A 15502-nucleotide genomic window follows, 5' to 3' on the forward strand; every position below is an offset into this window, starting at 1 on the left:
CTACATGCGGAAGGACACGCTGCCCACGAAGGTACGGCCGTTCTTGTAGAAGGCCGAGGGCCGATCGGGCGTGCCACTATATTGCAGATAGGTCTCGTCGAGCAGGTTCTGCGCCTGAACCGAGACGGTGACGTTGTCGGTCAGCTTGAACGCCGCCGAGGCATCGAGCTGATGATAGGGTGCGACCATTTCCTGCGAGCCCAGCCGCCCGATCGTCCGGAAATAAGAGGACCGGTAATTGTAGCTCAGACGCGCCTGGAACGGTCCGCTCTCGAAATAGGGAATGATGTTGACGGTGTGCTTCGAGAGATAGGGAAGGTTGAGCTTCTCGGTGGTATTCAGCGTCGTCGAGGTGCTGCTGTCCTGATAGGCATAATTCGCCTGGATGCCGAACCCGCCCCAGATCTCCGCCTGGCCATGGACGAGCACCCCGTTGACCTTCGCCTTGCCGCCATTGACCGGCTGCGACACGCTGTACCGGTTTTCTAGCTGCCCGGTCAGCGAGTTGAACAGCGTCACGCCTTCCTGGCGCGTGTTGACGATGTAGTTGGAAATCTCGCGGCGATAGAGCTCGAGCGAAAGCAGCGCGCCGGGCGCCGGATAATATTCCGCAGTGACTTCGTAATTGGTCGATTCATACGGCTTCAGATTGGGATTGCCGCCGCCCGCGTCATAAGTGACGTCGTTCTGGGTGATCGAGGCCGCCAGATCCTGATAGCGCGGCCGGGAGATCACCTTGGCCACCGCGCCGCGGAAGATCAGCTTGGGGTTGACCTCATAGGCGACGTTGAACGCCGGCAGGAACTTCAGATAATCGGTCGCGGTACTGGTCGGTACCGGGCGCGGATTGGGATCCGCCGGTGTCGGCAGCGTCAACGCATATTGCGACACATCCTTGGTATAGACCAGTCGTCCGCCGATATTGCCGCGCAGTCCGCCGTGCTCGAAGTTGAGCTGGACATAGCTCGCCGCGACTGTCTCCTTCACCCGGGTGGAGGCGCCGACCTTGTCGACGAGCGGCGAATTGATCGCATCAGCGAGGATGTCGACCACCGATTGCTGCGACAGGTTCAGATATTGAGTCGCACTGCCACTGCCACCGGTGCCGCTGAAGATGCCCTCGGGAGTCACCGACGTGTCGACACCCAGCTGCGAGCCGAGCAGCGACTGCTGGAGATAGGTGTTCACCCCGCGCGCATCGACGCGGTTGACATGGTGGTTGAAACGGCTGCCGATGAGGATCTCGGTAAAGAGGCCGCCGACCGGCACGGTCGCGTCGAAACCGGCATAGATGTCGCTGTCGGTGGTGACGCTGTAATCGAGCCCGCCGATCTGCGCGGCGACCAGCGGCGTCCCGTTGATCAGCACCGGGCTGCCCTCGATCGTCGCGGGGTTGTTGTTCGGATTGGTGAAATAGTTCGCCGGATTGGTCAGATCACCGACGAAATTGACGTTGGCCGAGGTCGGGCTGATCGAATAGCTGAACGGCAACCGGGTCTGGACGTTGAACAGATATTCGGGGTTCCGCCCGCCAGTCGCCTTGCTCCAGCCGCCGGCAAAGGACAGCTTGGCGCCGTCATCGCCTTCCCAGTCCGCGAAGAAGTTGAGATTGTCGGTTTTGAGCTTGGTGTGACGGACGAGCGTGTCGAGCTGCGCGCTCTGGCCGGTGGCGGCGCCGAAACTGGCATCGGTCACCACGCCGTTCGAGATGGTCGCCGATTGCAACACGTCGCCCGTCCAGGCGCCGGGGATCGTGTACATCGACTGGCTGTAATTGTTGTAATTGCCTTCGATGTGCGTGCCGTTGAGTGTCAGCGTAAGGTCGCTCGACGGGCGTAGCTGGACGGTGCCGGCGACGCTGACGCGTTCGCGCTGCTGTTGGAAATAGGCATAGTTGATGCCGAAGGGCGACGCCGCCTTGTCGAGGTCGGCGAGGGTGCCGCCGGTGATCACGGCGTTCGGGTTCTTGAGCACGCGCTGACCCGCGCCGTTCGTCGTCATGAACGGGCTGCCGGAACCGTTGGCATTGTCATAGCCGAAGAACTCGACTCCCGAGCGCACGAGATTCTGCTTGTCGTACGTGGCCGCGATCTGGGCGCCGAACGTCTCCGCTTCGTTCTTCCAGCTGTAAAGACCGGAGGCGCGGATGTTCCCCTTCTCCGCTCGGTCATTGTAAGCATAGCCGCCCGACGCGAAGATCGAATTGGCCTTCAGCTCCAGCGGTCGGCGCGTGCGGACGATCACGGTGCCGCCGAGGCTGCCTTCCTCGATCCGCGCCTCTGGCGACTTGTAGACTTCGAGCCGGTCGACCAGCTCGGGGGCGAGCAGCGAATAATTGAAGGTGCGGCTGCTGGGATCATTGTCGTTGCCGCCCCAATCGGCCGAGGCGAGGCCGTGGCCGTCGAGCAGCATGCGGTTGAGCGCCGGATCGGTGCCGAGGATCGCTACCTTCTCACCCTCGCCGAAGCGGCGATCGATCGAGACGCCGGGAATATGCGACAGCGATTCCGCCACGTTGCGATCGGGGAACTTGCCGATGTCCTCCGACGAGATCACGTCCACCACTGCGTTTGCATTGCGCTTCACTTCGATCGCCTGGCGAAGGCTGCTGGCATAGCCGGTGACGACGATCTCCTCGCCGGCAGCATCGGTGCCCGATTGGGTTGCGGCTTCGCTCGGCGGCGTAGCGGGGGCCTCTTGCGCCTGCGCGCCGGCGGCGAAGCAGGTCAGGGCCGATGACAGCAGAATCGTCTGTCGCAAACGCATCACATATTCCTTCACAAGCGCGGAGCGGATGCGCCGCCTGGATGTCGAACTCTAGCGCCGAGGATACGCCGGCGGCATCGCCTGTTTGTCACGATCCGGGATCGACATGGCCCACAGGTGTACCAATAGGCATAGCCAAAGCATACCATTGGAGCGACTGGCTCCGTTTTCGGTACGTCGCAGAAAATGCAGAATTTGTCGCGAATTATGGCTCAGATAAGCGGTGGAAAGCGGTGAATGGCCGTGAGGGGCAGGGGCGAGGGTCGCCCAAAGGTACCATTTCGACGTGAATGGTATGGTACCAGCATAAGCGATATTCTTCGCTGAGGGGCAAGCCAAGGCTCAACAGTTCGGGCCGACAAATCGTGCTTGCACGCCATTTGGTATACCATATTCTGGCTACGATACTGACATTCCAAAGAAGTGCAGTAACAGGGAGAAATCGGAATGAACGAACGCCGTAGATGGTGTGGAGTCAGCGCGACTGTTTTGAGCTTGATGCTGGCGCATCCTGCCCTGGCCCAGCAAAGCGTACCGGAATCGTCAGCGGCGGAAACCGAGCCTTCCTCTCAAAGCGCCGAGGCGCAAGAGGAGCCGGGCAGCGTATCCGGCGGGGACATCCTCGTAACCGGCACCCGTATTCGCCGCACCGACGTGTCCACCGCCACCCCGATCACGGTCGTCGATAGGGAAATGCTCACGCAGCGCGGGCTGGGTCGGCTGGACGAGACACTGAGCGCGATTCCCCAGATCGCGCCCATGCTCGGCGAACGCGGCAGCAACGATCCCCGGCTCGGGCCGGCGCGGATCAACCTGCGCAAGCTGGGCACCGGGCGCACGCTCAATCTGCTCAATGGCGAGCGGATGACCAACGACGTCAACATCATCCCCTCGGCGCTGGTCGAGCGAGTCGATGTGCTGACCGGCGGTGCCTCGGCCGTCTATGGCTCGGACGCGATCGCCGGCGTGGTCAACTTCATCGTCAAGCGGCGCTACGAGGGGCTCGAACTCAACGCCGAGGCGAGCACCCAGCAGAGCACCAACGACAATGCGTTCATGCTCAACCTGCTCGACGAGGCCGGCTATCCCAAGCCCGACCGCAACGTGTGGGGCGGGCAGCAATATTTCGCCAGCCTGACTGCGGGCATGAATTTCGCCGACGATCGCGGCAATTTCAGCCTGTTCGGCAGCTTTCGCCGCACGGTGCCGATGGCGTTCAGCAAGTTCGATCACACCGCTTGCCCGCTCCAGATGAACCCGCCCTGGGTTCCGGTTCAGACCAACGACACCTGGACCTGCGGCTTCACCGAGTACAATCCCTACAACTGGTTCGCCGCAGGCGGCGGCGAATGGACCAACGCCACGGACGGATCGCGCAACTGGCGCGAATATGATCCCGACGACATCGTCCGCGTGCCCCAGCGCGACTATCTCCAGCGCAGCACCCGCACCTATAATGCCGGCGGCTTCTTCAGCTTCGACTTCAGCTCCTCGCTCAAGTTCGACGCCAATTTCCTCTATACCCGATACAAGCAGCAGGGCCGCAATGCGCAGGCAGTGGGCTTCTATGCTCCCGAATTCGAAATGCCCTGCGACAACCCGTTCATGAGCCCGCAGCAAGCGGCGATCGTGTGCGGCGCCAATGCCGGCGTCGCGGGCGCGACCGCGCCTTTCTCGATGACGATCTTCCGGCCGGATTATACCAATGACTATCGAAACGACGTCAGCGACTGGCGCGGCGCGGCGCATCTGAGCGGCAACATCACCGACGATATCCGCTTCGATCTGAGCGGCCAGAAATCGCGGCGCATCGAGAAATACAACGGCAGCGATATTTTCGATTATTGGCTGATGTTCCCCCGCTTCACCAATGCCATGCAGGTGGGCAGCGTCAACGGCAAGCCGACCTGTCTGTCGGTGATCAACGGTACCGATCCCGACTGCGTGCCGCTCGACGCGTTCAGCACCGCTCCGCCCGACGAAGCGGTATGGGATTATATCACCCGCACCGGCGGCAGCCGCGTCCAGATCGATCAGATCGTGCTGAACGGTTCGGTTTCCGGAACGCTGGGCACATTGGGGTTGAAAAGCCCGTTCGCGAACAGCGCGCTCGGTTTCGCGATCGTCGCCGAGCACCGCTGGAACCGCGTGTCGGAATCGGGCAGCGGCGCCTATGACTGGTGGTCGCGTTATGCCTCGTCGGACGTGGTCAACGAACTTGGCGGCGAACTCGAACTCCCGCTGGTCCAGAACAAGCCGTTCGTCGAGGAACTGACCGTCAGCGGCGCCTATCGCATCTCCGACTATCGCTCGCTCGACAAGCTCGTGCACACTTGGAAGGCGGACTTCACCTATCGCCCGTTCGCCGGGCTGGGTTTCCGTGGCAGCCTCAACAAGGCGCTGCGCCAGGGCGTGCTCGAGCGGCTTCAGACCGCGGCTCCCTATACCGGCAGTTTCCGCGATTTCTGCGCACCGCCCCGCACCGGGTCCACATTGACGCGCTACAGCTTCGAACAATGCGCCGCGAGCGGGATCACCCGGCAGCAGTATGATTCGCTGACCACCTATGGCGGATGCGACACCAACGGGCTGTGCCCGGTGCTGTACCGGCCGGGCGGCAACCCGAACCTGCAGCCCGAACGCTCCCGGAGCGTCACCGCGGGCGTGGTTCTGCAGCCGCGCTTCCTGCGTGGGTTCACCGCGTCGCTGGATTATTTCGCGATCAAGATCACCGGTGCGTTCGAATGGATCCGCACCGATCTGGTCGCGGACCAGTGCTTCAACCAGAACGTCTCTTTCTATTGCGGGCTGATCACGCGCGATGCCGGCACCGGCGCGGTGACCGAAATCAACGCGCGCTACATGAATTCGGGCTTCGTCGAGACCAAGGGCTATGATTTCGGACTGAGCTACAATTGGGCGGACCCGTCGAAGCTGATCGGCGTCGACATCGGCACGCTCAACTTCGGCTTCAACGGGACCCTCAATACCACCTACAACCGGCAATTCGCGCCCAATTCCCCGGTCTATTCGTGCCTAGGCTATTTCGGCTTCTTCTGCGCCGAACCCTCGCCGAAATATCGTCACTATGCCTCGATCGGCTGGGGCATGCCGTGGAAGGGGAACGTGACCCTGCTCTGGCGCTATGCGTCGGCGACCAAAAACTCGAAGCTGGCGCCCAACGCGCCGCTCGCCTCGCGCCCGTCGCCGGGCAACACCGACACCTATCCGCTGATCCCGAAGATGCCGGTGCTGAGCCTGTTCGATCTGGCGCTGACCTATCCGATCAGCCGTTCGATAGACGTGCGGTTCAACGTCCAGAACCTGTTCGACAAGGATCCGCCGATGGCGGGCTATGCCGATGCGGGCACCGGCGCGTGGTTCAATACCTATCCCCAATATGATTCCTGGGGGCGCACGCTCCGCGTCGCCGTGCGTGCCAAACTCTGGTGACGATACGTTAGACCGGCAATGGCGGCTTGCCCTCTATCCCTGCCGACAATATGATCCATATATGATTCGTATAGTCGGCAGGGTTTGATGGGTATCGTCAACATAGAGGAGGAGCTGCACGAACAGCTACGCAAGGCCAGCAGGGTGTCCTGTCGCTCGATCAACGCCCAGGCGGCATTCTGGATCAAGATCGGGATGCTCTGCGAGTTGAATCCGCAGCTGACATTCCAGCAAATCATGGGCCGTGAACTCAGGGAGGCTGGCGTCGATCCTCACGATGTCGCAGTCGCCACCGAATGATCAAATCGCCGGCGGAGCTCGCGCTCATGACCGAATCCGGTCGCCTTCTGGCGTCGGTATTCACGTATCTCGACGGTCAGGAGCTGGCCGGCCGGACGACGATGGAGGTCAACGATCTGGTGGAAGCGTTGATCGTCGATCAACTCGGCGCGCGGCCGGCCAGCAAAGGCCAATATGGCTATGGCTTCGTCCTGAACTGTTCAAGGAACGAGGTCGTGTGCCACGGCGTCCCGTCCACCGAGGACGTGTTGCAGGACGGCGATATCGTCAATTTCGACATCACGCTGGAAAAGAACGGATATATTGCCGATTCGAGCAAGACCTTCTGCATCGGCGAGGTCTCGCCCGCGGCCCAGCGGCTCGTCCGGACGACCTATGAGGCGATGTGGAAGGGCATTCACACCGTCCGGCCCGGCGCGCGGCTAGGCGACATCGGCTTCGCTATCGAGAGGCATGCCAGGCGCGCCGGCTATTCGATCGTGCGGGACTATTGCGGGCACGGCATCGGACGCGAGATGCACGAGGAGCCGCAGATACTGCATTTCGGAAAGCCCGGAACCGGTTTGACGCTCCGCGAGGGCATGGTCTTCACGATCGAGCCGATGCTGAATCAGGGCCGCAGGATGGTCCACACCGAAGACGATGGCTGGACGGTCGTCACCGTGGACGGGAAATTGTCCGCACAGTTCGAGCACACCGTCGCGGTGACCGGTGACGGCGTTCGCGTCCTTACGCTGCGGCCCGACGAGGTCCCTCCGTCACGCGCGTGAAGGCGCGCCCTCCTGCTCCAGGCGCCCCGCTACTCTCCGCACGAAGCCTGGCGCGCCCGGAAAGGTCAGCGAAAGATCGTACCAGCCATCCGTGTTCGCGAGGGGCCAGGCGTGCCTGCGCGCGCCAGAGCCGCGCCATTCGAGATGCTGTGCAGGGTGGGCGTTGGGCGTCACGATCAGCCCATCCCCTGCACCGACGAGGATGACGCTTCGCTTCCGCCGATCGAACTCCCAACGAAATTGGGAAGCGAGTGCCGCGTCCGACCGGGTTCCGGCGAAATGGCGATGGAAGCCGTTTGGCCCGAGGATCCACAGATCATAGGCTGCGTCGTCTCCGACGCCCTGCCAAACGCCCGTCAGCTGCTTGCCCTCTGCCACGGTATAGCGCCGCGGGAGTCGATCGAGCGCGAGGCGATCATAGACATGAAATACCGCGCCTGCGGTGCCCAGCGCGTGGAAGGTCAGGGCAATGTCGCTTCCAGTGCGCGTCTCGGTGACGGTTAGATGATAGGGGAGGGGCCTTGAAGGCCGCGTGCCTGGCTCCTGTTCTGGCGGATCGAGCGCCGCGGGCGCCCTGGGGACGACCTGACCCTTGATCGATGCGGCGCGCACCGCGTCGCCCCGCGGGTCCGGGATTCCGGCGGGGAACTTCACATTCGGCTTTGCGAAGTCGAATGCGGAGGTCAGGTCGCCGCACACTACGCGCCGCCATGGCGAGATGTTCGGCTCCTTTACCCCGAAGCGCTGCTCGAGGAAGCGGATCACCGAGCTGTGATCGAATATCTGCGAATTGACCCAGCCGCCGCGGCTCCACGGCGAGATCACGTAGAGCGGGACACGGGGCCCGAGGCCATAGGGGCGTCCGCGGAACTCGGGCAGGTCGACTGCGGCGTCGGCGGCGCTCGGCACGTCGTGATATTCGCCCGCGGTGCTGACGGTGGAAGCGCCGGCAATTCCGTCGGGAGCGGCCGGATCGCGTGAGGGCGGTGCCGGCGGCGGGACATGATCGAAGAACCCGTCATTCTCGTCGAACATGATCAGCAAAGCGGTGCGGCTCCACACCTTGGGATCGGCAGTCAATGCGGCGAGTATGTCAGCGGTATAGGCAGCGCCCTGCGCCGGGCTTGACGGACCGGGGTGCTCCGATCCCGCAGCGGTGGCGATGATGTACGAGACTTGCGGCAGCCGGCCGGCCAGCACGTCGGCGCGCAGCGCATCGACTGCGCGGGTCTGCAGCGCCCGCTCGCCAAGCGCCGGATCGGCACCGGGTGCGCGCTTGTGTGCTGCCCGGAAGGTCTCGAAGCCGACTAGGGGATTGTCAGTGAAATTATCGGCCATGTCCTGGTAGATGCGCCAGTCGACGCCTGCCGCCTGCAGCCGTTCGACATAGCTGGTCCAGCGATAGGGCTCGGCCGCGCCGCCATCTTCGGGGAAGCTGTCGTGCGAATTGGCGATCGCCGGGCCGCCGGCGCGGCCCGACGGATCGTTGGTGCCGCTCCAGAGGAACAGCCGGTTGGTGTTGGTGCCGGTCTGGACCGAGCAATGATAGGCGTCGCAAATCGTAAAGGCGTCGGCGAGCGCGAACTGGAAGGGGATGTCCTCGCGCCGGTAATAGCCCAGCGCGCGTTCGGTCTTGGCCTCGGGCCAATGCGCCATGCGGCCCTGATCCCAGGCGCGCTGGGCGTCGGGCCAGCCGTGCGGCGTGCCTTCCATCCGCATCAGCGCCCATTCGCGCCGCGTCGCCAGATGGAAGGGGGAGACCAGGCGCGGTCCGCCGTCGCCCTTTCGATCCAGCTGTTCCCACACGGTGCGTGCCGGGCCGTTCGGCACGGCAGGCGCCAGCGGGATTGGGAAGCGATCGGCAAAGCCGCGCACGCCGCGCAGCGTCCCGAAATAATGGTCGAAGCTGCGATTCTCCTGCATCAGGATCACGACATGCTCGACATCCTTCAGCGTGCCCGACCGCACGTCCGCCGGGATCGCCAGCGCGCGGGCGATCGAAGCCGGAAATGCCGCTGCGCCGAGCGCGCCCTTGAGCAATGTGCGACGGCGGATATCGGTCATCTCGGCTCAGTCCCCCGGTCGATGTTGCGTAGGCCCCGCCGCGTCGTGCGGCAGGGCCTGCAATAGCGGATCTAGAAATCGAGCGTGAGCGACGCCGTGACGGTGCGCGGCGCCCCGAGGAAGGCCGAGCCGCCATCGGCGCCGGCGAGATAGCGCTCGTTGGTGAGGTTGTTGACGGTGAGCGTGAAGTCCAGCCCCTTGAGCGGCCCCGCGACCGCGCCGAGATCGACCCCGGCATAGGCGTTGGTCAGGATGAAGCTCTCCGCGACGCCTTTCCCCGCGGTGTCGATGAAGCGGTCGCCGACATATTTGGACGAGACGCCGGCCTTCCAGCCATCGTTGCGCCAATCGGCCGAGGCGACGAACATATGCTTGGGCGAATTGAACACCTGCACCCCCGGGGTGATGCCGATCGCCGCATCCTGCGCCGGATTGCCGCTGCCGAGATATTTGGCGCGGTTATAGGTGTAGGCGCCCGACAGCGTGATGCCGCCCGGGAAGCGATAGGCGAGGCTCGCCTCGACGCCGCGGCTCTTGATCCCGCCGACATTGAGATAGATGCCGTCGACCTGGTCGAGATAGTCGATGCCGGTCACGAAGTCCGAGGGGACGAAGATGATGCGGTTGTTGAACTTGATGTCGTAGACCGTCAGCGAGCCCTGGAGGCGGGTGCCGCTGTAGCGCACGCCCAGCTCGATATTGTTCGCGGTTTCCGGTTCGATTTCACGCACCACCGCCTCGTCCTGCTCGAGCAGCCCGCGCGAGATCGCCGCGAAGTTTTGCGAATAGCCGCCGAACACCTCCAGCCCGGGGACCGGCGTCGCCCAGGTCAGGCCCACCGACAGCAAAGGATCGGAATGGCTTTCCAGCGCGGTCCTGGCGCGATCGTTGAGCAACTCCTGCCGCGTCTGATCGAGGAAGAACTGCTTGACTCCGAAGCGTGCGCTGAGCCCGCCCCAGGTCAACACGTCCTCGGCATAATACATGAACTCGTCGACGCCGTAATCGGTGCTGAACTGCACCCAATAGGGCTTGTCGTTGAAGGCATAACCCACGCGCGCATCGGTGAGCTTGTGCCAGTCGCGCACGTTGTTCGAACGGCCATTCTCGTACCAGATGCCTGCACGAAACAGATTGGTGACGTCTCCGAATTCGTGCTTCCAGTCGAAGTCGACCAGCGCGCCGAGGCGGCGGTTCTTGTAATGCGTGTGCCGATAGGACTGCACCGGGGCGGAGCCCGCTGCATAGCAGGACGGATCATATTGGGCGGGGATTCCGGCGGAGCCGACGCAGCCGGCGGTCATCGCTGCGGTGGCGCCGGTGGGTGTGACGAAATAGATCTGGCCGATATTGGCGCCGCCGCGCACGGTGCCGCCGCCGAGGAACTCGCTATTGGGCGCCCCGGCGCCGTCATTGGTGACGTCGACCAGGTACGGCGGAATCCAGTCGCCGCGGCCGCGCATCTTATGGCCATAGCCCGAGACGGTGAGGTTGATTTCGCCCGCCTCGACATGCGCCTTCAAATAGCCCAGCAAATTCTTGCGCAGCGCACGCGATCCCGAGCGATAATTCTGGTCGATATAGGGAATGCCGGTCCACTCGCCGAGCAGCCCGTCGGCATGGGGATTGTTGGCGAACCCCGCGGCGGAGACCGAGCCATATTCGGACTCGTCGGCGTCGTCATAGGAGGCATAAGCAGTCAGATCGATCCCGGCGAGCTTGCTGGTGATCTTGCCGGCGAGATGATCGCGGCGGCTGTGGCCCGAGCCGTCGATCCAGTCGTGCGAGCGCGATGCCGAGGCGCTGATCCACGCATAGGTGTCCGGCGCGATCTCGCCGGTGTCCGCCCGGATATAGGCCTTGCGCGACGAATAATCGCCGCCGGCAAGGACGACGCGCAACCGGCGTTCCTGCGCCGGATCCGACGTGACATAATTGAGCGTCCCGCCCAGCGCTTCGTTCGAACGCGAGGCGATGTCGCCAGTGCCCTGCGATACCTGCACGGTCGCGAGGTTGAGCACGTCGAGATAGCGATTGGCGCGCGAACCGCCGCCATAGCCCGAGCCGCCATTCGGGATGCCGTCGATCGTAGTGCCGATCTGCTGGGTGTCGCGATTGGTAGTGAAGCCGCGGATCGTGATCGACGTTGCCCAGTCGGACGAGCCGAACGCGTCGCCTTCGGTGACCAGCACGCCGGGCAATTCGTTGAGCACGTCGTTGACGCTGGTGAGTGCCGACAGACGCTCGATCATCGCCTCGGTGACCTTGGTATTTGCGAAGCTGACCGCCTGGCCGACGACGACGATGTCGTTGCCCGCTTCCTGCGCGGCCACTGTCTCGCCGCTGTTCGGCGCAGTCTGGGCGTAGGCGCCGGTCGTGGCGGTCACGATCGCGGCAAGCGCCGCGCCGGTTTTCCAAATGTGCATGGATACCCTCCTTGGACAGGCGACAACGCCCGATGTTGCGATGCAGCAACTAGGCAAAGGCAATGACAATGATGTGACGATTTGTGGTAAGAACAATGATGGATGTGGATTTTTGTGGGATTGTATTTTGACGCGCGATGCGCGAGACCTCCTGGCTTCCGTCTCGCCCAGGATCTGTCCGTGATTCAGTCCACGCGCCTCGCCACCATCCTGGATTTACTCGAGGAGCGGCGTTCCTGCTCGATCACCGAGCTTGCCCGGCAATTCGCCGTTTCGGAGGAGACCATCCGCCGCGACGTGAAGCAGCTCGAGGCGAGCGGCCGCGTCTATAAAGTGCACGGCGGAGTCCGCTTGCCCGACAATCTGCTCGAGGCCCCGTATCGGCTGCGGCTCGGTGAAAATGCCGATGCCAAGCGGGCCATCGCCGCGCGGGCGGCGTCGCTAGTCGAGGACGGCATGACCGTGCTGATCGATTCGGGCACGAGCGCGTTCTGGTTTGCCCGCGCGCTGGCACAGGTGCGGGGGCTGACCATCGTCACCAACAGCCTCGAAGTGGCGCAGGAAGTGCTCGGCCGTAACGACACCCGGCTGTTTCTAGCGGGGGGCGCGATGAACGTGGATTACCGCGCTGGCTTCGGCGCCGAGGCAATTGCCTATAGCCGCGGCTTCGCTCCCGATATTTGCGTGCTGTCGATGGGGGCGATCGAGGCGGAGCGCGGGTTCCTCGATTTCGAGCCCGAGGAGGCGGCGTACAAGCGTGCGCTGCTCGACCGTCCCCGGCGGGTGATGGTGCTCGCCGACGCGAGCAAGTTCGCGCGCGAGGGGACCGTGCACGTCGCGGGTTTCGAGGCAGTCGATGATCTGGTCACCGATCGTTCGCCGCCGGTCGGCATCGTGCAGGCTGCGGAAGGTGCGGGTACGCGCATCCACGTCACGAACTGACGCTCGGCCTCAGCCCCAGGTCGCGCGTCCAACGCTGCGGGCGCGCGGCGAGATGAAGCGCAGACAACAGCGTGAGCAGCGCGACCAGCGCAGCGACGCCGTAGACACAGTCGATGAAGAAGCGCAGCCACGCGATCTTCGGCGCGGCGAGGCTGCGGTACAGCAGCAGGCCGACGCTGCCGCCATAGCCTCCCGCATCGGCGACATAGATGAGGAAGCCGGCATTGGCGGGCTGGCCCAGAGTCGCGATCAGCCGGTCGAACAGCATCGCGCTGAACGGCACATAGCCCAGATAGAGGCCGGTCCCGACGAGGATCATCCAGGCGAGCGGCCCGATCCAGCCCGCCTGGAAGGCGAGCGTCCCGCCGGCGAGCAGCAGCGCGCCGGCGAAGATCGCCGCATGCAGCGCCAGCAGCGCGCGCATATTGTCGCGGATCAGCACCCCTGCCGCGAGCCCGCACAGTACAATCACCGCGACCGGCGCCTCGCTGAGCGAGAAGATCGAAGCCATATCCGCATAGCCGAGTTCGGCCCACAGCTCGGGCGCGAAATTGTCGCGGAAGTCGCGCAGCGCGGACAGCGCCACATAGGCCGTGATCAGCATCGTCAACGGGAGCCAGTTGCGGCGCAGCAATGCGATGCGCCCGGCGCGGTTCATCGGGGCGCGTCGCCCGCGCTGGCGTTCGTCCTCGGCGTCGGGGGGCGGGGTGCGATCGAGCAGCCACAGGCTGGCGATCAGCAATGGCGCGAACAGCAGGCCGGTGAGCGCCGGCATCCAGAACGCGCCGATTCCGGCCTGGAGCAGCAGCGTTCCGACCGATTTCATCAGGCCCGACGATAGAATGAAGCTCGCCGAGAGCATGGCCGCGAGGATCTCCGATGTGCGTCGCCCCTCGAGATAGGCGAACACCAGGCCCCAGACCATCCCGAGCGGCAGTCCGTTCAGAAGCAGGCAGGCGACGCCCCAGCCCGGCGGGACCAGAGGAAAGGCAAGCAGTGCCAGCCAGGAGACGCCGATCAGCGACAGGATCGTCGTGGCGCGCCCGTTGCGACCCTGCTCGGCGATGACCCGGATGCCGATGATCTTCGAGAGCGCATAGCCGATCACTTGCGCCAGCAGCAGCGCGGTCTTGTAGTCGAGCCAGCCGAGCCAGGGCGCGACATCCGCATAGGTCGCCGCGGCGATCGGCTTTCGAAACGCGTACATCGCCAGATAGGTGAGGAAGGCCGCGACGCCGGCGAGCAGCCGCGCAGATGCCTTGGGCGGCGCAACTGGATCGATAGGATTCCGCCGGCGCGCCTGCATGCGCGCCGCGGTGGCGCAGCTTCGCGACAACATCATTACGCCGGACCGCGCATCGCGCTTTCGCCGATACTCAGCTCTCGATGCTAACGCACCCGTGCGCCTTGAGCGACGATCTTCCCGTTTTCCTCGATCTCGATTGCGGAGTGCTCAGCGCCCTCCGGCGAGTTGACGCGCAGGTCTCGTTCGAGGACCAAAAGCGGCCGGGCCCGCTGGCAGCAAGCGTGATCCGCAGCCTGCCGAAGTCACCCTGTCTGCTCCACGTTTCGAAATTCCGTCCTTTCCGCCGCCAAACCCCGGGGGAGACCGTCGCCGGCCGGTTTCGCGATCCGGTCCGGCCCTTCGTTGACGACCGCCAGCATGGCCATCGCCGCTCCATCGGCGTCGCGTTGTTCGATAGCGTCGGCGACCGCGGCATGGGCCGCGACGATCGCCGCCATGTCTTCGGGCTGATTCGGAGTGCTGAAGGAGAAATACGCCCCCAGCGCCACCTCGATCACGCTGGCGAAAGACCGAAACAGCGGGTTGCCCGATGCCACCGCGACGGCAACGTGAAACTCCAGATCGGCTTTCGCGAAAGCGTGGCGGTTCGCTCCCGCCAACGCCATTGCCGCAAGCGCAGCGCGCATCGCTGCGACGTGGTTTGGCGTACGCATTCGTGAAGCGAGCGCAGCACTCGCGGGCTCCACCGCCCGCCGCATCTGGCTCAGGTGCTCGACGAAACCCGAATCCAGCCCGACGTCGACGCGCCAGGCGAGCACGTCTGCATCAAACCAGTTCCAGTGTTCAGGGGGCAGAACGCGGGTCCCGACTCGCGCCTTCGCCGTCACCATCCCCTTTGCGACCAGCGTCTTGGTGACTTCCCGCATGAGCACGCGCGATGCGCCAAAGCGCTCGAAGAGTTCGGATACGGTAGGCAACCTGCTTCCCGCCGGGCGCGTTCCTGAAAGGATTTCCGAGCCTAGAATCGCGACGATCTCGTCATGCCCGACATGCCGCTCAACGCGTTGCAGAGTTCGGCTATCGGCCATCAAAATGTCGTGCCCCTCCGCAAATCACCAACCATTTGCAGGCCTTCTGCGCCGCCATGGCCGTGAAAATTATCCGGTACGTCCGAAAAAAATACCCGAACGCACCTGCGCGCACCTTGCGAGACATCCGCGACGTCCCGGCAGGCGGTGTTAGCGCTCTCATGCTGAACTGCGCGACGGCATGCAACCCATCGTATTTCCGGGTGGAGCACTCCTTCATAGGTAAACGCACAAATCATACCTCAAAACGCATAAACCGTGATAATATATATACTTACTTGAATGACACCGCGATCAGTTCGGCGCCGTGTGGCTTTGAAGGACCGTTGCGAAGCTTTCCACGTTGGCCGCGGAACTGGTAACGTTATCAACGCGAGGTCAAATCAGTGCTTCGTGATGACTCGACCGATTCTTGAGCCGACTTGCGCTGATTGATAAGATTATTGC

Annotated in this window: 10 protein-coding genes; 5 read left to right on the forward strand and 5 right to left on the reverse strand. The window is 63.7% G+C overall.

Annotated elements, in window-relative coordinates; all coding sequences use genetic code 11:
• Positions 1 to 2766 carry a TonB-dependent receptor gene (locus tag CVN68_RS02665; protein ID WP_100284175.1) on the reverse strand — a complete coding sequence of 922 codons (2766 nt, stop codon included), beginning with the start codon at positions 2764 to 2766 and terminating at the stop codon, positions 1 to 3.
• 447 nt (positions 2767 to 3213) lie between these two features.
• On the opposite strand from CVN68_RS02665, the gene CVN68_RS02670 reads away from it, so the two are divergent.
• From CVN68_RS02670 to map, 3 genes are all read left to right on the forward strand, one after another.
• Positions 3214 to 6219: a TonB-dependent receptor domain-containing protein gene (locus CVN68_RS02670; protein ID WP_100280833.1), complete on the forward strand. Its 3006-nt coding sequence runs from the start codon at positions 3214 to 3216 to the stop codon at positions 6217 to 6219.
• An 87-nt stretch (positions 6220 to 6306) separates the two neighbouring features.
• Positions 6307 to 6519, forward strand: coding sequence for a ParD-like family protein (locus CVN68_RS02675; protein WP_100280834.1), 213 nt, complete (start codon positions 6307 to 6309; stop codon positions 6517 to 6519).
• Positions 6516 to 7289: a type I methionyl aminopeptidase gene (gene map, locus CVN68_RS02680; protein ID WP_100280835.1), complete on the forward strand. Its 774-nt coding sequence runs from the start codon at positions 6516 to 6518 to the stop codon at positions 7287 to 7289. The genes CVN68_RS02675 and map overlap by 4 nt, the downstream gene beginning before the upstream one ends.
• Here map and CVN68_RS02685 read toward each other — a convergent pair.
• Complete coding sequence (locus tag CVN68_RS02685; protein WP_100280836.1) at positions 7278 to 9353, reverse strand: phosphocholine-specific phospholipase C; 2076 nt, start codon at positions 9351 to 9353, stop codon at positions 7278 to 7280. The two genes, map and CVN68_RS02685, sit on opposite strands and share 12 nt — an antisense overlap.
• Positions 9354 to 9424: 71 nt before the next feature.
• On the reverse strand, positions 9425 to 11779 hold the full coding sequence (locus tag CVN68_RS02690; RefSeq protein ID WP_100280837.1) for a TonB-dependent receptor domain-containing protein: 2355 nt from the start codon (positions 11777 to 11779) through the stop codon (positions 9425 to 9427).
• Here CVN68_RS02690 and CVN68_RS23785 point away from each other — a divergent pair.
• Both CVN68_RS23785 and CVN68_RS02695 read left to right on the forward strand, forming a co-directional pair.
• Positions 11778 to 11963, forward strand: coding sequence for a hypothetical protein (locus CVN68_RS23785; protein WP_233503541.1), 186 nt, complete (start codon positions 11778 to 11780; stop codon positions 11961 to 11963). The genes CVN68_RS02690 and CVN68_RS23785 overlap by 2 nt on opposite strands.
• Positions 11960 to 12721 (forward strand): DeoR/GlpR family DNA-binding transcription regulator, encoded by a 762-nt coding sequence (locus tag CVN68_RS02695; protein ID WP_233503542.1) that lies wholly within the window; start codon positions 11960 to 11962, stop codon positions 12719 to 12721. The genes CVN68_RS23785 and CVN68_RS02695 overlap by 4 nt, the downstream gene beginning before the upstream one ends.
• Here CVN68_RS02695 and CVN68_RS02700 read toward each other — a convergent pair.
• Both CVN68_RS02700 and CVN68_RS02705 read right to left on the reverse strand, forming a co-directional pair.
• Positions 12711 to 14027: a DUF5690 family protein gene (locus CVN68_RS02700; protein WP_199560194.1), complete on the reverse strand. Its 1317-nt coding sequence runs from the start codon at positions 14025 to 14027 to the stop codon at positions 12711 to 12713. The genes CVN68_RS02695 and CVN68_RS02700 overlap by 11 nt on opposite strands.
• 242 nt (positions 14028 to 14269) lie before the next feature.
• Positions 14270 to 15055 carry a FadR/GntR family transcriptional regulator gene (locus CVN68_RS02705; RefSeq protein ID WP_100280839.1) on the reverse strand — a complete coding sequence of 262 codons (786 nt, stop codon included), beginning with the start codon at positions 15053 to 15055 and terminating at the stop codon, positions 14270 to 14272.
• Between the last annotated feature and the right edge of the window lie 447 nt (positions 15056 to 15502).

The organism is Sphingomonas psychrotolerans (assembly GCF_002796605.1).
Classification (GTDB): domain Bacteria; phylum Pseudomonadota; class Alphaproteobacteria; order Sphingomonadales; family Sphingomonadaceae; genus Sphingomonas; species Sphingomonas psychrotolerans.

Excerpts from the sequence above, each read along its gene's own strand:
- CVN68_RS02665 (WP_100284175.1), bottom strand. The coding sequence starts at position 2,766 with ATGCGTTTGCGACAGACGATTCTGCTGTCATCGGCCCTGACCTGCTTC.
- CVN68_RS02670 (WP_100280833.1), top strand. The coding sequence starts at position 3,214 with ATGAACGAACGCCGTAGATGGTGTGGAGTCAGCGCGACTGTTTTGAGC.
- CVN68_RS02675 (WP_100280834.1), top strand. The coding sequence starts at position 6,307 with ATGGGTATCGTCAACATAGAGGAGGAGCTGCACGAACAGCTACGCAAG.
- map (WP_100280835.1), top strand. The coding sequence starts at position 6,516 with ATGATCAAATCGCCGGCGGAGCTCGCGCTCATGACCGAATCCGGTCGC.
- CVN68_RS02685 (WP_100280836.1), bottom strand. The coding sequence starts at position 9,353 with ATGACCGATATCCGCCGTCGCACATTGCTCAAGGGCGCGCTCGGCGCA.
- CVN68_RS23785 (WP_233503541.1), top strand. The coding sequence starts at position 11,778 with ATGGATACCCTCCTTGGACAGGCGACAACGCCCGATGTTGCGATGCAG.
- CVN68_RS02690 (WP_100280837.1), bottom strand. The coding sequence starts at position 11,779 with ATGCACATTTGGAAAACCGGCGCGGCGCTTGCCGCGATCGTGACCGCC.
- CVN68_RS02700 (WP_199560194.1), bottom strand. The coding sequence starts at position 14,027 with ATGCAGGCGCGCCGGCGGAATCCTATCGATCCAGTTGCGCCGCCCAAG.
- CVN68_RS02705 (WP_100280839.1), bottom strand. The coding sequence starts at position 15,055 with ATGGCCGATAGCCGAACTCTGCAACGCGTTGAGCGGCATGTCGGGCAT.